This window comes from Rhodococcus sp. JG-3, from assembly GCF_000482405.1.
GTDB lineage: Bacteria > Actinomycetota > Actinomycetes > Mycobacteriales > Mycobacteriaceae > Rhodococcoides > Rhodococcoides fascians.
Genome location: NZ_KI519398.1, coordinates 3660750 through 3679882 on the forward strand (window position 1 = coordinate 3660750; position 19133 = coordinate 3679882).

The 19133-nt window shown below is 65.1% G+C and carries 18 protein-coding genes; 4 read left to right on the forward strand and 14 right to left on the reverse strand.

Going from position 1 to position 19133, the window contains the following annotated elements:
• The first annotated feature begins 25 nt into the window (after positions 1 to 25).
• The gene (locus K414_RS0118660) at positions 26 to 550 is read left to right on the forward strand and encodes a TetR/AcrR family transcriptional regulator (protein ID WP_027497323.1); all 525 of its coding nucleotides are present in this window, start codon (positions 26 to 28) and stop codon (positions 548 to 550) included.
• Position 551: 1 nt separating this feature from the next.
• Here K414_RS0118660 and ilvA read toward each other — a convergent pair whose 3' ends face one another.
• Together ilvA and K414_RS0118670 are read right to left on the reverse strand one after the other, a co-directional pair.
• The gene (gene ilvA / locus K414_RS0118665) at positions 552 to 1907 is read right to left on the reverse strand and encodes a threonine ammonia-lyase IlvA (protein ID WP_027497324.1); all 1356 of its coding nucleotides are present in this window, start codon (positions 1905 to 1907) and stop codon (positions 552 to 554) included.
• 69 nt (positions 1908 to 1976) lie between these two features.
• Positions 1977 to 2411: a nitroreductase family deazaflavin-dependent oxidoreductase gene (locus K414_RS0118670; RefSeq protein WP_027497325.1), complete on the reverse strand. Its 435-nt coding sequence runs from the start codon at positions 2409 to 2411 to the stop codon at positions 1977 to 1979.
• A gap of 164 nt (positions 2412 to 2575) precedes the next feature.
• Between K414_RS0118670 and K414_RS27350 the strand changes: the two genes are divergently transcribed.
• Complete coding sequence (locus tag K414_RS27350) at positions 2576 to 2845, forward strand: hypothetical protein (RefSeq protein WP_051365162.1); 270 nt, start codon at positions 2576 to 2578, stop codon at positions 2843 to 2845.
• Here the strand turns inward: K414_RS27350 and dnaE are convergent.
• From dnaE to lspA, 4 genes are all read right to left on the reverse strand, one after another.
• The gene (gene dnaE / locus K414_RS0118680; RefSeq protein WP_027497326.1) at positions 2816 to 6352 is read right to left on the reverse strand and encodes a DNA polymerase III subunit alpha; all 3537 of its coding nucleotides are present in this window, start codon (positions 6350 to 6352) and stop codon (positions 2816 to 2818) included. The two genes, K414_RS27350 and dnaE, sit on opposite strands and share 30 nt — an antisense overlap.
• A gap of 145 nt (positions 6353 to 6497) precedes the next feature.
• Positions 6498 to 7157: a hypothetical protein gene (locus K414_RS0118685; protein ID WP_037219380.1), complete on the reverse strand. Its 660-nt coding sequence runs from the start codon at positions 7155 to 7157 to the stop codon at positions 6498 to 6500.
• Positions 7157 to 8083, reverse strand: a complete 927-nt coding sequence (locus tag K414_RS0118690) for an RluA family pseudouridine synthase (protein WP_027497328.1) — start codon at positions 8081 to 8083, stop codon at positions 7157 to 7159. Before K414_RS0118690 ends, K414_RS0118685 begins: the two co-directional genes overlap by 1 nt.
• Positions 8080 to 8712, reverse strand: coding sequence for a signal peptidase II (gene lspA / locus K414_RS0118695; protein WP_027497329.1), 633 nt, complete (start codon positions 8710 to 8712; stop codon positions 8080 to 8082). The genes K414_RS0118690 and lspA overlap by 4 nt, the downstream gene beginning before the upstream one ends.
• 92 nt (positions 8713 to 8804) lie before the next feature.
• On the opposite strand from lspA, the gene K414_RS0118700 reads away from it, so the two are divergent.
• Positions 8805 to 9767, forward strand: a complete 963-nt coding sequence (locus K414_RS0118700) for a hypothetical protein (protein ID WP_237606225.1) — start codon at positions 8805 to 8807, stop codon at positions 9765 to 9767.
• Positions 9764 to 10504: a hypothetical protein gene (locus K414_RS0118705; RefSeq protein WP_027497331.1), complete on the forward strand. Its 741-nt coding sequence runs from the start codon at positions 9764 to 9766 to the stop codon at positions 10502 to 10504. The genes K414_RS0118700 and K414_RS0118705 overlap by 4 nt, the downstream gene beginning before the upstream one ends.
• Before the next feature lie 94 nt (positions 10505 to 10598).
• Here the strand turns inward: K414_RS0118705 and K414_RS0118710 are convergent, their stop codons facing one another.
• The 8 genes from K414_RS0118710 to K414_RS0118745 all read right to left on the reverse strand — a co-directional run bounded on the left by K414_RS0118710 (position 10599) and on the right by K414_RS0118745 (position 19116).
• Positions 10599 to 11084, reverse strand: coding sequence for a hypothetical protein (locus K414_RS0118710; protein WP_202595107.1), 486 nt, complete (start codon positions 11082 to 11084; stop codon positions 10599 to 10601).
• 197 nt (positions 11085 to 11281) lie between these two features.
• Complete coding sequence (locus K414_RS0118715) at positions 11282 to 12643, reverse strand: DNA polymerase IV (RefSeq protein WP_051365163.1); 1362 nt, start codon at positions 12641 to 12643, stop codon at positions 11282 to 11284.
• Positions 12644 to 12645: 2 nt separating this feature from the next.
• Positions 12646 to 13338 (reverse strand): peptide deformylase, encoded by a 693-nt coding sequence (locus K414_RS0118720; protein ID WP_081701625.1) that lies wholly within the window; start codon positions 13336 to 13338, stop codon positions 12646 to 12648.
• Between the two features lie 10 nt (positions 13339 to 13348).
• The gene (ileS, locus tag K414_RS0118725) at positions 13349 to 16486 is read right to left on the reverse strand and encodes an isoleucine--tRNA ligase (protein ID WP_027497335.1); all 3138 of its coding nucleotides are present in this window, start codon (positions 16484 to 16486) and stop codon (positions 13349 to 13351) included.
• 340 nt (positions 16487 to 16826) lie between these two features.
• Complete coding sequence (locus tag K414_RS29455; RefSeq protein ID WP_027497336.1) at positions 16827 to 17003, reverse strand: hypothetical protein; 177 nt, start codon at positions 17001 to 17003, stop codon at positions 16827 to 16829.
• A gap of 77 nt (positions 17004 to 17080) precedes the next feature.
• A complete protein-coding gene (locus K414_RS0118735) occupies positions 17081 to 17935 on the reverse strand; it encodes a DivIVA domain-containing protein (protein WP_027497337.1) in 855 nt (284 codons plus the stop codon).
• Positions 17936 to 18095: 160 nt separating this feature from the next.
• A complete protein-coding gene (locus K414_RS0118740; protein WP_027497338.1) occupies positions 18096 to 18383 on the reverse strand; it encodes a YggT family protein in 288 nt (95 codons plus the stop codon).
• 82 nt (positions 18384 to 18465) lie between these two features.
• Positions 18466 to 19116 (reverse strand): cell division protein SepF, encoded by a 651-nt coding sequence (locus K414_RS0118745; RefSeq protein WP_027497339.1) that lies wholly within the window; start codon positions 19114 to 19116, stop codon positions 18466 to 18468.
• Between the last annotated feature and the right edge of the window lie 17 nt (positions 19117 to 19133).

Sequence of the window (19133 nt, forward strand, 5' to 3'; positions counted from 1 at the left end):
CCGTCCAGCCGGTAAAGTGAGTTTCATGTCATCTGACACACGCGACCGAATTCTGGATTCGCTCGAGACATTGCTTCTCGAACACGGCATGACCAAAGTGACCCTGGACAGCGTCGCTGCCGCCGCCGGGGTATCGAAGGGCGGCTTGCTGTACCACTTCAAGACCAAGGACGCTCTGGTCGCTGCCATGGTCCGACGGCTCGCCGTTCAGGCCGATCAGCAGCGAGCCGACGCCGGCGCAGGTGGCACCTCCGTGGCGGAGTGGTATCTGCAACCACCCGATTGCATTTCGGAGAAGGAAATCGCGCTCTACCGCTCCACGCTGGCGGCACTGCGCAGCGTCGACGGAAACTCCGGCGAGGTGCAGGACGCCGTCACGGACATGATGCAGCAGTGGGACGAGGGCTTACGTACCGAGATCGACGATCCGGTGCAGGCCGAGATCATCCGACTCGTCGGCGACGGGATATACCTCGGAGCCGTCCTCGATCTGCCCGCCGTCGACCCCGAACTGCACAAGCGGGTGGTCGACCGCCTGCTGGGTCGGTGACTCAGGTCAAGTAGCGGTAGACCGGCGAACCCGGCTCCAGCTGCTCCACCTGAAGGTGCGAGGACCGCATACGTTCGAGGAGGGCCGAAAGGCCGTGCGCCGCACCGAGTTGGATGCCGACGAGCGCGGCACCGGTCTCCCGGTTGTTTCGCTTGACGTACTCGAACAGGGTGATGTCGTCCTCGGGCCCGAGTACCTCGTCGAGAAACCGACGCAGTGCGCCGGGCTCCTGCGGAAAGTCCACGAGGAAGTAGTGCTTGAGGCCGAGGTGGACGAGCGATCGTTCGAGAATCTCGCCGTACCGTGAGACGTCGTTGTTTCCCCCGGACACCAGGCACACGACGGTACTTCCCGGTGCGATGTCGAGATGCTCGAGCGCGGCGACCGCCAATGCGCCTGCGGGCTCGGCGATGACCCCTTCGTTCTGGTACAGCTCGAGCATTGCGGTACAGACCGCGCCCTCGTCGATCTGGGTGATCAGGAACGCACCGGGGCCGGAGCTTTCGAACACCGGCGCGGTGATCAGGGGCAACGATGCATGGGACACCACCGTCGCGCCCAACGACTGCAGCGCCGAGTACGGAACATCGCCGATACGCCGGACCGCCGCCCCGTCGACGAACGGATCGATATCCGACAGCGTCACCGGCCCACCAGCAATCAACGCAGCGGTCATCGACGCAGCACCGGATGGTTCGACGCCGACCAACGATGTCTGCGGAGCGCGCTCACGCAGATAACTGGAGATACCCGCGATGCAGCCGCCCCCGCCGACGGGCATCACCACCACATCGGGTGCGCCGCCGAGCTGATCGACGATTTCCTTGGCGATCGTCCCTTGGCCCGCCACCGTTCGTGGATCGTCGAACGGCGGGACCATGGTGGCACCGGTACGGGCCACGTCCGCGGCAGCCGCGGCAGCTGCGGCGTCGAACGTGTCGCCGATGACAATGAGCTCCACGAAGTCGCCTCCGTGCACCCTGATTCGGTCACGCTTCTGCTTGGGGGTGTTGGCCGGCACGTAGATCCGACCTCGCACCTGCATGGACCGACAGGCGAATGCCACACCCTGCGCGTGGTTCCCGGCACTCGCCGTGACCACGCCGACGCTGCGCTCGGCCTCGGTCAACTGATCCATCAGGTTGTACGCGCCGCGAATCTTGTACGAGCGGACGATCTGCAGGTCTTCGCGTTTGAGGTAGACCGTCGCTCCGGTCTCTGCCGACAGGCGCTCGCACAACTGCAGGGGTGTCGCGGCGACCACCGAGGAAATTCGCATCGCAGCTGCATCGATGTCGGCCGCGGTGACGGCTACCGACGAGGGGTGCTGGGAGGCGAGCTCAGGTGATGAAGACACCAGCACATGCTGCCACCAGCGTGGAACGGTCACCCACTCGGGACCGTTCCACGGGCAGGCCGATCGCGCTCAGGCGCGCGCGAGGACGAACACCGGGATCTCCCGGTCGGTCTTCTTCTGGTAATCCGCGTAATCGGGGTAGACCGCGACCGAGCGCTCCCACCACACGGCTTTCTCGTCGCCGGTTACCTCCCGAGCGACGTAATCATGCTTTTCGGGTCCGTCCTGCAGCTCCACCAGCGGCTCGGCCTTGACGTTGAAGTACCAGACGGGGTGCTTCGGCGCACCACCGAGGGAGGCCACGATGGCGTACTCCCCATCGTGTTCCACCCGCATCAACGGCGACTTGCGCAGCTTTCCGCTCTTGTTTCCCTTGGTGGTCAGCAGCACGACCGGCATCCCGTTCATCGTCGTGCCTTCGGTTCCGCCGGAGTTCTCGTACAGCTCGGCCTGCTTTCGGGCCCAGTCGGATGAACTCGGTTCGTATTCTCCTGTCAATGGCATGGTTTCAGTCAACACCCACGGCCGCCGAGACGCCACCGAATCTCGATCGTCGCAGCTCGGAACCATGAGTTCGGTGGACCGAATCTTTGCGTGGGTATAGTCTGAACTTCACCCGCCGGACACCCGAATCATCGAACCGGACGGGCGTACCCGAGGAGGACGCGATGACCTACACGAGCAACCAGGTGAGCCGTCGAACTGTCCCCGCCCTGCGCACGGTCGATGTCGCCGGAGTCGATTGGCCTCTGTACAAGCTCGAGTCATTGGCGATCGGGCTCGTCGTATTCGTCGCCACCCTCGCGCTGGTCGGATCACTGCAGGCAGCCGTCCTCGGCGGCGCGGCAGTCGCAGTCGCCGCGTGGTGGACTCTCCGATTGACCGAGGTCCACCCCGCCCGGACCGGCTCACCCCGTCAGGCAGCCGGGCCCCAGTAGCGCCTTCAGGTCTCCCATCAGCGCCGACGTCGGCGTCACCCGCAAACTGTCGTCGAGCTTCATCGTGGTGATCTTGTCGCCACTGACCAAACGTAGATGGACGTCCGAGGTCCCTGGGTGGCTGATCAACACCCGCTTGAGCGCGCCGACCTTGTCTGCCGTGCACAGTCGCGTCGGCAAACTCACCGCGAGCGGCTTGTCGATACCGATCGCCGAAAGATCCGGCACCGCAAGATCGTTCGCAATCAACGACACCCGGTCGTCACGCACCGACACGCGACCCTTGACGAGCACCACCGAGTCCTCGGTGACGTCGGCACCGAACACCGAGTAGGCCTGTGGGAAGAACAGCACCTCGATGCCGCCGGCAAGGTCCTCGAGCTGAGCCGACGCCCACGTCAGACCGTTCTTGTTGATCCGCCGGTTCACCGAGGCCAGAATTCCGCCGACGGTGACCTGAGTGCCGTCCTTGATGTCCCCTTCGAGGATCGTCGGGATGTTGCAGTCGGACTTCGCGGCCAACATGTGCTCGACACCGAGCAGCGGGTGGCCGGAGACGTAGAGACCGAGCATCTCGCGCTCGAGGGCCAGACGGTGCTTGGACTCCCACTCCTCGTCCGGCACGCGGACGTTGAACACCGAGGAGATGGACTCGTCGGCGTCCTCACCGCCGAACAGATCGAACTGTCCGATCGCCTCGGCCTTCTTGGTGCCCATCACCGCATCGATCGCGTCGGCATGGATCAACATCAGACCCTTGCGCGGATGATCGAGAGAGTCGAAAGCGCCTGCCTTGATGAGAGATTCGGTGACCTTCTTGCTGCACGCGATCGCGTCGATCTTGCCCAGGTAGTCCGAGAAGTCCGTGTATTTGGACTTCTCCGACCGCGCTCTGATGATCGATGCGACCACGTTCGTGCCGACGTTGCGCACCGCGCCGAGACCGAACCGGATGTCCTTGCCCACCGATGCGAAGTTGAGCTCGGATTCGTTGACGTCCGGTGGCAGCACCGTGATGCCGAGCTTGCGGCAGTCGGCCAGGTAGATCGCGGCCTTGTCCTTGTCGTCACCGACACTGGTGAGCAGGCCGGCCATGTACTCGGCCGGATAGTTGGCCTTGAGGTACGCCGTCCAGTACGAGACCAGGCCGTATCCGGCCGAGTGCGACTTGTTGAACGCGTAGCCGGCGAACGGGAGCACGGTGTCCCACAGCGCCTTGATCGCGGCCTCGGAGAAGCCGTTGTCCAACATGCCCTGACGGAATCCGGCGTACGCCTTCTCCAGCTCGGAGAGCTTCTTCTTTCCCATGGCACGACGCAGCAGGTCGGCCTGGCCCAGGGTGTACCCGGCGACCTTCTGCGCGAGCTGCATGATCTGCTCCTGGTAGACCACCAGGCCGTACGTCTCGCCGAGAATCACCTTGAGCGGCTCTTCGAGCTCAGGGTGAATCGGCTTGACCTCCTGCCGCCCGTTCTTGCGGTCGGCGTAGTCGTTGTGCGAGTTCATGCCCATCGGACCCGGGCGGTACAGCGCCAGCACGGCGACGATGTCCTCGAAACCGGTGGGCTGCATGCGGCGCAGCAGGTCGCGCATCGCGCTGCCGTCGAGCTGGAAAACACCGAGAGTGTCTCCGCGAGAAAGCAATTCGAAGGTCGCCGGATCGTCGAGCGGCAACGCGTCGAGATCGATGTCGATGCCGCGGTTGGCCTTGATGTTGTCGATCGCGTCGCCGATGACCGTGAGGTTTCGCAGACCGAGGAAGTCCATCTTCAGCAGGCCGATGGCCTCGCACGACGGGTAGTCCCAGCCGGTGATGATCGCGCCGTCCTGGGCCCGCTTCCACACCGGGATTGCGTCGGTGAGCGGCTCCGAGGACATGATGACCGCGCAGGCGTGCACGCCCGCGTTGCGGATCAGGCCTTCGAGGCCCTTGGCCGTCTTGTAGATCGTGGCCACGTCGGGGTTGGAGTCGATGAGCGCTCGGACCTCGACGGCCTCCTTGTAGCGCTCGTGCGACGGATCGGTGATGCCGGCCACCGAGATGTCCTTGGCCATGATGGGTGGCGGCAGAGCCTTGGTGATCTGATCGGCGATGCCGAAACCGGGCTGGCCGAACTGCACACGTGCGGAGTCCTTGATGGCAGCCTTGGTCTTGATGGTGCCGAAGGTGATGACCTGCGCAACCCGGTCGCTACCCCACTTCTCCGTGGCGTAGCGCACCATCTCACCGCGACGACGATCGTCGAAGTCGATATCGATATCGGGCATCGAGACGCGCTCGGGGTTGAGGAATCGCTCGAAGAGCAATCCGTGCGGGAGCGGATCGATGTTGGTGATGCCCATGGCGTAGGCAACCAGGGATCCGGCGGCGGAACCACGGCCCGGTCCGACGCGGATGCCGACCGCTTTCGCGTGATTGATGAGGTCGCCGACCACGAGGAAGTAGGCCGGGAAGCCCATCTCCAGGATCACCTTGATCTCGTACTCCGCTCGCGCGAGGTAATCCTCGGCCGGACCGTCGGGGAACCGACGTTCGAGTCCGGTCATGACCTCGTGCCGCAGCCACGTTCCCTGCGTGTATCCCTCGGGAACCGGGAAGATGGGCATCCGGTCGCGGTGCGCCCACACCTCGTCGTAGGGCTGGACTCGCTCGGCGATGAGGAGCGTGCTGTCGCAGGCACCGGGTACCTCGTCGTCCCAGAGAGCACGCATCTCGGCAGCGGACTTGAGGTAGTAGCCGTCGCCGTCGAACTTGAAACGAGTGGGATCGCTGAGCGTCTTACCGGTCTGGATGCACAGCAGAGCCTCGTGGTTCTCGGCGGCGTCCTTGGTGACGTAGTGGCAGTCGTTGGTGGCCAACGGCGGAATGGACAGCTTCTTGCCGATGTCGAGCAGGCCTTCGCGGACTCGCCGCTCGATGGACAGACCGTGGTCCATCAACTCGAGGAAGAAGTTGTCCGGGCCCCAGATCTCCTGCCACTTGGCCGCAGCCTCGAGGGCTTCGCGGTCCTGGCCCAGACGTAGGCGCGTCTGAACCTCACCGGACGGGCATCCGGTGGTGGCGATGATGCCCTCGGCGTGCTGAGCGATGATCTCCTCGTCCATCCGGGCCCATTTGCCGAGCTGACCCTCGATGGACGCCAGCGAGGACAGCTTGAACAGATTGCGTACGCCGGTCGCGTTCTCCGCCACCATCGTCATGTGCGTGTACGCACCGCTACCGGAGACGTCGTCGGACTTCTGGCTTCGATCGCCCCACAGGACGCGCTTCTTGTTGAATCGGGATTCGGGAGCGATGTAGGCCTCGATGCCGATGATCGGCTTGATGCCGGCCTTCTTGGCCTCGTTGTAGAACTCGCTGGCTCCGTACATGTTGCCGTGGTCGGTCATGCCGACCGCCGTCATCTCCAACCGCGCCGCCTCGGCGAACATGGCCCCGATCTTGGCGGCACCGTCGAGCATCGAATATTCGGTGTGGTTGTGCAGATGAACGAACGAATCGGCCACGAAGGTTCTCTCCTGAAGGTCGTGCGTTTTCGAAAATACGAGCCGCGAATGCACCCACTCTAGGCGGTGGAACCGACAGATTTTTCAGGCCGACGGTGTGTCCTGGGAGGACGTGACGGGTGTGACGAACGAGACTGAAGTTGCCTCATTCGGCGGGAACCGGCCCGTCGTCCGGCAGCGGCCCGACGACGTCGATGTACTCCGGAAGCAACGGCTCGACGGCGAACTTCCCGGACACCGCGTCGGGCGGAAGTGCCTCCACCGCCCGCACCCCGTCGCGGCCTGCCACCTCGCTCAACTCGGCCGCGGTGCCCCGCACGACCACCGTCACCACGCATGCGCATCCGCTCAGCAACCGGCGCTGCGACACAGCGTCTATCTGAGCCTGCCGGTCCTCCACGCCGAACGATTCCTGGATCTGGCCGGCAGCGCGCGCGGTCGCATTCAGTATCGACCGTTCACTGCCGGGAACACCGACCGTGAGGATCGGAGTTTGCACGCGATCGAGCGGTACTCGAAAGAGCACCATCGAGATGCGCACGCCGTTCGCGGCGGCGTAGGCCTGTTCGGCGGTGAGTTCACGATCGAACGACACCGATCCCCAGCGAGGCTCGGCATCGTCGCCGAGCAGGCTCGCCTCGGCGCGAACCAGATAGTCGGTCACCTGCTCGCCGCTGTCCGGGCCGAGCCGGTCGGTGCCCACATGCAGTTGCCGTTGCGGGTTCAGATGGCCGACGACGGTCAAGCCACCGACCACCAGAGCGATCGTGACGACGACACCGACCACACCCGAGAATCCGCGCATCACGCCTTCCGGAGCACCTCGAGAGCGTGTTCGAGGTCTGCCGGGTACTTGCTCTCGATCTCGACCCAGCGGCCGTCGGACGGGTGCGCGAAGCCGAGCGAACGCGCGTGCAGCCACTGACGTTCCAGGCCCAACCGTTCGGCCAACCGCGGGTCGGCCCCGTAGGTCAGGTCGCCGCAACACGGGTGCCGCAGCGCCGAGAAGTGCACGCGGATCTGGTGCGTGCGTCCGGTTTCCAGGTGGACGTCCAGCAGGCTCGCGGCCTGGAAGGCCTCGACCGTGTCGTAGTGGGTGACGCTGGGCTTGCCGTCCGCGCGGACAGCGAACTTCCAGTCGTTGCTGCCGTGCCGTCCGATCGGAGCATCGATGGTTCCACTGCTCGGATCCGGATGGCCCTGCACCAGGGCGTGATAACGCTTGTCGATCGTACGAGCCTTGAACGCCCGCTTGAGCACGGTGTATGCCCGCTCCGACGTCGCGACCACCATCACCCCGGACGTTCCCACATCGAGTCGGTGCACGATGCCCTGACGCTCGTGCGCGCCGGACGTGGAGATCCGGAAACCGGCGGCCGCGAGGCCGCCGATGACGGTCGGCCCGGTCCAGCCCACACTGGCGTGCGCGGCGACGCCCACCGGTTTGTCGACTGCCACCACGTCGTCGTCGGCGTAGAGAATCTCCATACCTTCGACCGGTTCGGCCTCGATAGTCAGCTCACGTGCAGGTTCGGGCAGAGTCACTTCTAGCCACGACCCACCCGAGAGGCGATCGGACTTCCCGACGGCACTGTGATCGACCAGCACCGAGCCCTCTTCGGCCAAGGCTGCGGCGACCGTGCGCGAGAGCCCGAGAAGTCGCGCCAGGCCGGCGTCGACGCGCATGCCGTCCAAGCCGTCGGGCACCGGCATGGAACGCGATTCCCTCACGAGTCGGCCTTCTGCGGGGCATCGGACGTGGACTTGGTCACCCGTTCGCCGTTGGGCTCGAAACCGAACAGGCTGAGCGCGACGAGCAGGATGGCCCCGCACACGATGGACGAGTCGGCGACATTGAACACCGGCCACCAGCCCACCGATACGAAATCGACCACATGACCCTGGAACGGGCCCGGTGCGCGGAAGAACCGGTCGATCAGGTTCCCCAGAGCGCCGCCGAGAACCAGACCCAGACCCAGGGCCCACCACGGCGAACGCAGCGTTCGACCGATCTTCACGACCCCGATCACCACGGCCACGGCGACCAGCGTCAACAACCACGTCATTCCGGTGGCCATGGAGAACGCCGCACCGGGATTGCGCACCAGCCGCAGAGTCACGACGTCGCCGATGATCTCGATCGGGTTTCCAGGCTTCACGTAGTGCACCACCACGATCTTCGTGATCAGGTCGAACAGCAGAATCACTGCAGCGATCGCCACCAGGAGTCGGGTCCGCAGAGGTGCGGCGGGCCGAACCGCAGCACTGTCGGCACCGGACACCTGCTCGTCTGCACCCTCGTGGGGGTCGGGGGTTGCACTGGTCTCGGTGGTCGGATCGTCGGGTCGGTCGTCACTCACCCGTCCATCATGGCGCATCGACAACCGTCGGTCCGCATCCGAGCCGCGTGGTAGCGGTCTGCGCACCCGGTGTCATCAGTAGCCTGGTGCCCGTGAAGTCGACCGATCGCACCCGCACCGTCCGCTCCGGCTTCGTGGCCGCCTCCTGCGCAGTGGCTCTACTGGCCGGATGCTCGAGCGGTGATTCGGATCCCGCACCCGAACAGACCCCGTCTTCGAACGAGGTCACGATCGCGGTGACGCCCACGACCACCACCGTCGTCGATTCCGGTAGCGAGCCACGGCGCGCGCTCACCTTCGACAGCTCCGACACGGACGCGCAGAACCAGAGCGTCGACCTCACCACCACCTCGACCGTGCAGCAACAGATCAATGCTGCTGCGCCGCAAGACTTCTCCAGTCCGGAACTGACCGTGCCGCTGACTGCCTCGGCGTCCGACACCGTCCCGGACGAGGACGCGTCGAGCGGGGCCACCACCTCCGTCGAGCTGACCATCGGGGCCGCGACATCACCGGACGCTGGACTGACCGACGCACTCTCCGCATCCGAGGGATCGACTGCGCGATTGGCCAGGACAGATTCCGGAGCGATCACCGCTCTGCACATCACGCCGGCCGACGATGCCCTCGACACCGCCCGCGCCGCGATCGAACGCTCCTTGAACGCGGCGGTGTACCGATCCATCGACTTTCCCGACGCGGAAGTGGGGGTCGGCGCGGTCTGGACCGTCGATCAGCAAGTGCTCAGTGGCATCACACTGAACCAGCGCACCACGGTCACCTTGCGTGCACTCGACGGCGACCGCGCGACCCTCGACGTGGCCATCACCCAGACGCCCGAATCGTCGGTGTGGAATCTGCCCGACAATGCGGGCACGCTCAACATCGCGTCCTACACCTTCACGGGCGCGGGAACACTCGACGTCGATCTCTCCCGACCACTTCCGGTCGGAGGTTCGATCACCACAGGCGGCGAGCAGATGTACACCGACCCCGACAGCACCACGGTGCTCCGGCAAACCGTCGGCGATTCGATCACCTGGACCGCCCGATGACGCGCGCTGCCACCCGGGTACTGGCGACGTTGTCGATTCTCGGGATCGCTGCCACCGGATGCAGCACGGACGAGCCTGCCGAAACGCCCACGCCTGCCCTCACCACCGTCGCGGCTCCCGACCCGCTGCGCGGTCCGCCCATCACCGATCCGGCCGCGCTGACTGCCGCGATGCTGGGACTCGCAGACCTGCCGGACGGCTTCTCCTCGATTCCCGATCCGGTTCGCGATCTGGGATTGGATCCGGCACCGGAGTACGACTCACCGGATCGCTCGAGCACCGACCCGGCCGAGTGCGCCGCCGTCCTCGCGCCGGTATCGCAACAGGAGGCCGGAGCCGCGTCGAGCGCGGTGGTTCGCTTCTCCGGGCCGAATTTCTCGTCGATCGACGAGGACGCGGCGAGCTATCCCGTGCCGGGAGCCGCCGAGGCTTTCGCTAACATCCAGCGCGCGTGGTCCGAGTGCTCGACGTTCACCGGAACCGACGCGGACGGTATCGACGTCGACTACTCGGTGGCGGGGCGTGACCAAGCGACCGTCGGCGACGCGTCCGCATCGATTCGACTGACCACCACGAGCGAGGGCTTCACGCTGGTCTCCGACGTCGTGGTGGCGGTGGTGGACTCGACCGTGGTGCAGATCGTCGTCTCCGACCAGAGCGGACTCGAACCGGAGACCGTCACCGCCGTCGCGGGGTCTGCAGCGGATCGCATTAGATCGGCCGTGCCCAGCGCCTGACCGCCGTCCCGACACAAGACGAACTGCCGGTGACTCCCTCTCGAAAGAGGGTGTCACCGGCAGTTCGCGGTTGGTCAGAGACGATCGGCAGGACTCAGGGTGCGGGGCACGCCGGGCTGGTCAGCTGCGCGAGAGAAACGATGCCGCAGGCGTTCTCCTTGGAGAGCTTCCACACACCGTCCTCGGGGACGAACTTGAACGTGCCGGGGTTGGCCTGGCCGTTGAGAGTGATGGTGATACCCGCGTTGAGCTCACCGGTGCCCAGATCGTCGATGCTGGTGATCTCGATCTGTGCGTTGTTGGCCACAGCAGCGGCGGCAACCTGGTTGATCAGACCCGGATCCTCGGACGCACCCTGGATCAGAGCAGCCTTCTCCTCGACCGGCACGTTGGGATCGAGTCCGCGGTTGAGCTCGGTGTTGAGCTGCTCGACGGTGGGCACGGGCGGGTAGTCCCCGCCTGCGGGAGCAGCGGCCGTGGTGGTGGCAGCCGTCGTCGTCGTGGCGGTCGGCTCGTCGCCGCCACCGGAGCTGCAGGCAGACATCGTCAGTGCACCGGCGATGGCGATACCGGCAACCATGGCCCGTCGGGTGTTGCGAAGCTTCAAGTGCTTGTCCTTTTCACTCTGAGTCACGTATCGATCGTTCTGTGACTCGTCGGTCGTCTGTATGGGGGTCGTCTCGGACCGAGTCCACTATGTCAGCTCGACTCGCCCGAGTCACAACGCGAAGGCCATACCTGTGAAACCTCACAGAGTTTCCTCAGCCGCGCCACAACTCACGCCAAGCTGTCCAGAACATCGGCCACGACCAGGTCGGTGTCCGATTCTGCAAAGGTGCGGGCCGTTCCCGGACCGGTGGTCCGTGTCTCGAAACGGACCGTCACCACCGAGTGTCCCGCGCCCTGCACCCACCCGTGACCGTACCGAACATGCCGAACGTCCATACCCGGTTGCCACCGCGGACCGTCCTCGACCACGGCGAGATTCGCGGCCTCCTCCGTCGCGGGTAACGGCTCGTCCGGGACCGGAGCAACCGGCTCGTATTCGAGTTCGGGGAACAACGATCCTTGCCGAACCGCGGACAGACCGGCGAGCCCTACACCGACGAGCCGGATCGGTCCGACATCCACCGGATCGACCGCCAACCGCTGAGCAGTGGCCACGATCGTCTGCTTGTCCACCGTCGCGTAGGGCAATGTCGCCGATCTGGTGATGATGCTCATGTCGGACTTACGCAACTTGAGCACGACCGTGCGGGCCCCCCGGCCGTCCTTCAGCAACCGGCGATGAGTCGACTCGACGATGGACTCGATCGCCGGGCGCAGTTGAGCGAGAGTCGTCAGGTCGTTCGCGAACGTCGTCTCGGCACTGACCTGCTTGGCCTCGGCCCGCTCGGCCACCACCCGGTTGTCGATGCCGCGCGCCAGCTGATGCAGGCTCGGGCCCATGGTCGCACCGAGAATCGACGCCACTTCCGACTCGGGCGTAGCCACGAACTTGCCGATGGTGTCGATCCCCAAGCGGTGCAACCGTTCTCCGGCAACAGGGCCGATCCCCCACAACTTGCGCACCGGCAGATCGGCCATCAACTCGGCCTGGATGCCGGGCGCTACCACCGTGATTCCATCGGGTTTGGCCAGACCCGATGCGATCTTGGCGATCTGTTTCCCGGACCCGGCACCGATGGAGGCGACGAGCCCGGTCTCTGCCAGTACCAGCGCCCGCAGATCGGCACAGAAGCGCTCGACCTCGGCCACCGTCGCGCCCGCCAGCTCGAGCGGCTCGCCGAAGGCCTCGTCGATCGAGAGCTGTTCCAGCACGGGCATGCGCACCCGAAGCGCCTCGAACGCACGTCTGCTCAGCTCCGAGTACAGCGGGAACCGCGGCGGCAGGACCACTGCGCTCGCACCGACGAGTCGACGGGCCTGATGCATCGGCATCGCCGAACGAGCCCCGAACGCCCGGGCCTGATAGCTGCACCCGGCCACCACGCCTCTGCCGCCTGCACCGCCGACCAGCACCGGCCGACCCCGCAGCGTCGGCCGCGTCAGCTGCTCGGCGGACGCGAAGAACGCGTCCATGTCAAGATGCAACACCCAACGCCGGCTGCGCAGAGTCCGATCGACACTGTCGGGCATGGTCAACGACGGCCGTCGGGCGGCTCGGACGGGGCGTCGGCACCGAAGCCGAGCACACGTGCGGCCCGCTCCGGTCCGGGATCGGACCACCGTGCGGAGTACTGCTCGGTCGTGGTCAGCGACCGTGTGTGCGCACGATCGATGTACAGCGTGCCGGCGAGGTGATCGCTCTCGTGGGCCACGATCCGTGCGGGCCAGCCACGCACCACCTCGTCGATCTCTCGGCCGGTCTCGTCGGTGCACAGAAGCCGGACTTCCGCGGCGCGGGTCACGACGGCCTGATACCCCGGCACACTGAGGCAGCCCTCGTAGAACGAGGCCGTGCGTCGCCCTACCGGGGTGTACCGAGGATTGATCAACGCTCGGAACGACAACGGGGTGCGCTCCCGGACCCGGGCGACGTCCACCGCGACATCGAAGAGATCCTCGATCACCGCGATCTGCAACGGAATTCCGATCTGCGGTGCAGCAAGGCCGACACCGGGCGCATCGTGCATCGTCGCGCGCATCACCTCGATCAACTCCGTCAACACATCACGCCCGAGCTGACCGGTGTAGCGCAGCGCCGGGGCACGCAGCACCGGATGGCCGGCGGCGGCGATGGGAACGACGCCGCCGCGAGCCTCGGAGAGACGCTCGTGGACGGCATCGACCACCTCCTCCTCGGTCACGACGACCCGGTGCCCCTCGCTCATATGCCCTCGGTCACGACGACTTCGTGATCGCTGCCCGAACTCCCTCACCGAGATCGCTGCCGTCGTCGCCGACCGAGCCGTCGACCAGCGACAACGCGAGTACCTCGCGCGCGATCAGATCCCGATGAGCGTCCAGCCACGCCCGTCGATGTTCGGGTACCTCGATGACGATGTCGATACGGTCGGACACATCGAGTCCGTGGCTACGACGCGCATCCTGCAGCTCACGGATGCGGTCCTTGGCCCAACCCTCGGCCTCCAGCTCTTCGGTGACCGCCGAATCGAGCACCACGAGTCCTGCGTTCCCGGGCAGCGGTGCCGTCGATTCCGGCTCCGCGGCAACGAGTCTGCGGGTGTACTCCTCGGGCAGCAACGCGATGCCTGCGGCGCTCACGACGCCGCCTTCGTCCTCGGACCAGTCACCGGCCTTGACTGCCTTGATGACCTTCTGGACATCCTTGCCGATTCGCGGCCCGGCAGCGCGTGCGTTCACGACGAGCTCGAATTTGCCGTGCACGGCAACGTCTTCGGTCAGATCCACCTTCTTGACGTTGACCTCGTCGGCGATGATGTCGAGGAACGGACGCAGACGCTCGGCGTCGGCGGCCGCGACGGTCACCTCGGGCAGCGGCAGCCGCACGCGCAGATTCTGCGCCTTACGCAGACCGAGCACCGTGGAGCACACGGTACGAACCTCGTCCATGCTGTCGACCAGCTCCGGGTCGGACGGCAACTCGTCGGCGGTCGGCCAATCCGTGAGGTGCACCGATCGGCCACCGGTCAATCCGCGCCAGACCACCTCGCTGATCAACGGCAACAACGGAGCGGCGATGCGGGTGAGCACTTCGAGCACCGTGTGCAGGGTGTCGATCGCGTCGGCCTCCTCGCCCCAGAAGCGTGAACGTGACCGTCGCACATACCAATTGGTCAGTGCGTCACAGAACGTACGCAGTTCGTCGCACGCCCCGGCGATGTCGTTCCCTTCGAGCGCGTCGGTGATCGCATCCCGCGTGGCGGACAGTTTGGCCAGCACGTACCGATCGAGAACGTGCGGAGAATCGGTCCGCCACTGCCCCGGCGTCGACGCGTAGAGCTGCAAAAAGCTCCACGCGTTCCAGATCGGCAACAGCGCCTGCCGCACTCCCTCGCGGATGCCCTGCTCGGTGACGATCAGGTTGCCACCGCGCAGGATCGGCGACGACATCAGGAACCACCGCATGGCATCCGAGCCGTCGCGGTCGAAGACCTCCTTGACGTCCGGGTAGTTCCCCTTCGACTTACTCATCTTCAGACCGTCGTCACCGAGCACGATGCCATGGGCAGCAACGGTTTTGAAGGCAGGCCGGTCGAACAAAGCAGTCGCGAGCACGTGCAGGGTGTAGAACCAGCCGCGCGTCTGACCGTTGTATTCGACGATGAAGTCGCCCGGGTTGTGCGTCTGGAACCACTCCTCGTTCTCGAACGGGAAGTGCACCTGTGCATACGGCATCGAGCCCGATTCGAACCAGCAGTCCAGCACCTCGGGAACGCGACGCATGGTCGACTTGCCGGTCGGGTCGTCCGGGTTGGGACGCGTCAGGTCGTCGATGTACGGCCGATGCAGATCGGTCGGACGCACACCGAAGTCACGCTCGAGTTCGTCCAGGCTGCCGTACACGTCGAGACGAGGGTAGGCGGGGTCGTCGGACGTCCAGGCCGGGATCGGGCTGCCCCAGTACCGGTTTCGGCTGATGTTCCAGTCGCGGGCACCTTCGAGCCACTTGCCGAACTGACCGTCCTTGATGTGCTCGGGCACCCAGGTGATCTCCTGGTTGAGCTCGACCATCCGATCGCGGAACTTGGTGACCGCGACGAACCACGACGGAACCGCCATGTAGATCAGCGGCTGACCACTACGCCAACTGTGCGGGTACGAGTGCTCGATGGTCTCGTGCCGCAGCAAGCGGCCCGAGGCCTTGAGATCCTTGATGATCACCGGATTGGCGTCGAACACCATCAGGCCCTCGTAGGGCGGCACCAACGACGTGAATTTGCCGCCCGCATCGAGCGGTTGCACGACCTCGATACCGTTCGCGGTGGCGACGTCCATGTCCTCCTCACCGAATGCCGGTGCGAGATGGACGATTCCGGTGCCGGAGTCGGTGGTGACGTAATCGGCCTTAAGAACGCGATGCGCATTCTCGTGGCCGAGGAAGAAGTCGTAGGGCGGTGCGTAGGCGAGGCCGACCAACTCCGCGCCGGTGTGCTCCGAGAGCACCTCCGGCTCCTCCCCCAGTTCCTTCGCATAGTGCGCGAGTCGGGCAGAGGCAAGCACGTAACGCTCACCGTCGGCACCGCGGACCTGAACGTAGTGCACCTCCGGATGCACCGCGATCGCGAGGTTCGACGGCAGAGTCCACGGCGTGGTGGTCCAGATCAGTGCGTTCGCGCCGTCCAGGGGTGTGCCCGGTGCCGTCAGGGGCATGGTGACGGTGACCGCGGGATCCTGACGCATCTTGTACGCGTCGTCGAGCCGGGTCTCCTGGTTGGACAGCGGCGTCTGCTCGTACCAGCTGTACGGCAGCACTCGGTAGCCCTGGTAGATCAGGCCCTTGTCGTGGAGCGTCTTGAACGCCCACATGACGGACTCCATGAAGTCGACGTCGAGGGTCTTGTAGTCGTTGTCGAAGTCGACCCACCGCGCCTGCCGAGTGACGTAATCCCGCCACTCGTCGGTGTACTGCAACACCGATTGCTTGCAGTAGGCGTTGAACTTCGCCAGGCCCATCTCGTCGATCTCGGACTTGTCCTTGATGCCGAGTTGCTTCTCCGCTTCCAATTCGGCGGGAAGGCCGTGGCAGTCCCACCCGAAACGACGCTCGACCTTCTTGCCGCGCATGGTCTGGAACCGGGGCACGAGATCCTTGACGTACCCGGTGAGCAGATGGCCGTAGTGCGGCAAGCCGTTGGCGAACGGAGGTCCGTCGTAGAAAACGAATTCCTCGGCATCGGCGCGGTTGTCGATGCTGGCGCGGAACGTGCCGTCCTCGGCCCATTCGTGCAGCACGATGCGCTCGAGATCGGGAAACGGAACGCTGCCCGATCGACCTTCGGCCAGATCCACCAGCGGGTACGACGCGTTCTCGGTGCGTGCGCTCGAATCTGTCATATCTGTCTCCTCCGTGCCGGACGCGTACAGGACGCGACATCGATTGGCACGGGGACGACATTCGGCGATGGGGACGCCGAGTACCGCGGTACCACCCCGCTTGCTCGGACCGATGGAACCCGTCGGACCGAGCCTCTCCACACGAGCTGTGACGGGCTCACCCGTTCGGTTCTACTGAACAGCCCATTTCGGTCGTTGCAGACCGAATCGTCACTGTCGTTCTTCCGAAGGCTCCCCGGTGATGGCCGGATCGACGCCTGATTGTTCTCTCGTCTGACAACCGTCGAACTGATGCACTACCGCCTGATGTACTGCCGCCTGATGCACTACCGCGTAGATGCTACCTGTCGATCTCGGGCGGTGGCCGTCGCCCGAGCAGGGCCCCGACCAGGAGCAGCACCGCCCCGACTATGCAGATCACGATGCAGGCCCAGGCCCAGACGACCGATCCGGTCATCAGGGCCAACACCAGGAACCCGAACCCGACAGCCGCCGCGCCGAGAGTCAGAATCAGCACAGGATTCCTCGCTCACCACTCGACGCTACAACCGAGCCCGACGCTGCCCCGAGAGGCAGCGTCGGAGAACGATCGCGTCAGTTGTTGCCCTTGGCGTACGACTGGCTGTAGCCGGACGTCTGGTTGTCCTGGTTGAAGTTGTCCTGGCCGTTGTCCACCGGCAGCGCCGACGAACGGTTCTCGAGCTCTTCGAGCTGCGATTCGAGGTACGACTTGAGGCGCACCCGGTATTCGCGCTCGAACGTCTTGAGCTGCTCGATGCGACCTTCCAGCACCGACCGCTGCTGGTTGATCGTCGCCATGATCTCGGTGTGCTTGCGCTCGGCGTCGGCCTGCAATGCGTCGGCCTTCTCCTTGGCCTGGCGAAGCTGGGTCTCGGAGCGAGTCTGTGCATCGGTGAGCAGCGACTCGGACTTCTGCCGCGCTTCGGACATCATCGACTCCGAGCGAGCGCGGGCATCCGACACCAGCCGTTCGGCGTTGGTGCGCGCATTGCCGAGCAGCTGCTCGGACTCGGTCTTCGCATCGCCGGTGAGGCGGTCCGCCATCTCCTGCGCGAGACCGAGAATCTTCGCGGCCTGCATGTTGGAGTCGCCGCTCTGCTGCGGTGCTGCGGCCACGGGAGCGACCGGCGCGGGCTGCTGAACCACCGGTGGCGGCTTGGGGGGATCGACCGGCCGCTGCGGCTCGGCTTTCGGTGCGGCGACCGGAGCCGACTGTGGGCTCTGGCGCGCAGAGTTCTTGGCGTCCGCAAGCTCCTGGTCGAGCTCACCGACGCGCTGGCGCAGGTCGGCGTTCTCTTCGATCAGTCGGGACAACTCTTGCTCGACAAGGTCGAGAAATGCGTCGACCTCGTCTTCGTTGTAACCGCGCTTACCGATGGGCGGCTTGCTGAACGCAACGTTGTGCACATCAGCTGGAGTCAGCGGCATGGAAGGATCCCTTCACGCGTCTTGGGGCGGTAGAGCAAGCATTCAGTTATATGCCATTCCGCGCGAGTGCAGAACAATCAAACTGTAACTGGCGTCCATTCTGTCACACGGGACACGCAGCTTGCGCTGGGTCCCGAGTTCTAACATTCCATCTTCGGCCTCAGGCCGCGAGGCTGCTGGTCACATTCCACAGAATGAACACGACGAACAGCAAGACCATGATCGACAGGTCCAGTCGCACACCACCGAGGTTGAGCGGCGGAATTATCCTGCGCAGGAACTTCACGGGCGGGTCGGTGACCGTGAAGATCGCCTCCAGAAGGATGACGACCAGCCCGGTCGGTTGCCAATCTCTCGCGAAAGTCCTGATGAACTCGACGATGATTCGACCGATGAGAAGGAGCCAAAAAAGAAACAATACGATGTTGATCACCGTGAACACGATCACGGCTATACTCTGCCTGACTTCGCCGGGCTGAGCAAAGTGCGCTGGTCACAGCTCCGACTTGCCGCCCCAAGGGGAGAAACGATCACTGCTGGCTGTAGAAGCCGGTTTCCGCAATTCGCCTGCGCTCCTGCGGGGATACATCGACATCGGCCGGCGAAAGCAGGAACACCTTCGTGGCCACCTTGTCGAAAGATCCACGGAGCGCGAAGGCCAATCCGGCAGCGAAGTCGACGAGTCGCTTGGCGTCGGCGTTGCTCATTTCGACGAGATCCATGATGACCGGAGTGCCGTCACGGAAACGCTCACCGATGGTGCGCGCCTCGCTGTAGTCCCTCGGGCGCAGGGTGGTGATCTTCGAGAGTGGGCCGCCGTCGTCGACGATCGGGCTGCGTCGCGTCTCGGCCCGCACGTCCATGCGGGTGTCCATGGCCAGCGCGCCACGAGTGGCAGCGCCTCGGGTCGACGGTCCTGCTGTGCCGCGTGCGCGTCCACCGATCGGAGCGAGCGTCGCAGCGGGGCGAGGGGCCTCGTAATCGTCGTAGTCGTCGTCGGCCTGCGCGTGCCGCGAGCCACCGAACGACGGCTTGACGAAGTCACGATCGTCGATGTCGTCGTAACCGTCACGGCCACCACGGGGACTGCGGCGGGTGTCCGGATCGTCGAGGTAGTCGTCCTCGTAGTCCGCGAGCGGAACCATGCCGAAGTACGCCTTGAACTTGTGCAGGGTGCTCATCGTTCTGCCTTCCGTGG

Coding starts and splice junctions, on each gene's coding strand:
- K414_RS0118660 (WP_027497323.1), top strand. CDS start 26: ATGTCATCTGACACACGCGACCGAATTCTGGATTCGCTCGAGACATTG.
- K414_RS0118670 (WP_027497325.1), bottom strand. CDS start 2,411: ATGCCATTGACAGGAGAATACGAACCGAGTTCATCCGACTGGGCCCGA.
- K414_RS27350 (WP_051365162.1), top strand. CDS start 2,576: ATGACCTACACGAGCAACCAGGTGAGCCGTCGAACTGTCCCCGCCCTG.
- K414_RS0118685 (WP_037219380.1), bottom strand. CDS start 7,157: ATGCGCGGATTCTCGGGTGTGGTCGGTGTCGTCGTCACGATCGCTCTG.
- K414_RS0118705 (WP_027497331.1), top strand. CDS start 9,764: ATGACGCGCGCTGCCACCCGGGTACTGGCGACGTTGTCGATTCTCGGG.
- K414_RS0118710 (WP_202595107.1), bottom strand. CDS start 11,084: ATGGTTGCCGGTATCGCCATCGCCGGTGCACTGACGATGTCTGCCTGC.
- K414_RS0118715 (WP_051365163.1), bottom strand. CDS start 12,643: ATGCCCGACAGTGTCGATCGGACTCTGCGCAGCCGGCGTTGGGTGTTG.
- K414_RS0118720 (WP_081701625.1), bottom strand. CDS start 13,338: ATGAGCGAGGGGCACCGGGTCGTCGTGACCGAGGAGGAGGTGGTCGAT.
- ileS (WP_027497335.1), bottom strand. CDS start 16,486: ATGACAGATTCGAGCGCACGCACCGAGAACGCGTCGTACCCGCTGGTG.
- K414_RS0118735 (WP_027497337.1), bottom strand. CDS start 17,935: ATGCCGCTGACTCCAGCTGATGTGCACAACGTTGCGTTCAGCAAGCCG.
- K414_RS0118745 (WP_027497339.1), bottom strand. CDS start 19,116: ATGAGCACCCTGCACAAGTTCAAGGCGTACTTCGGCATGGTTCCGCTC.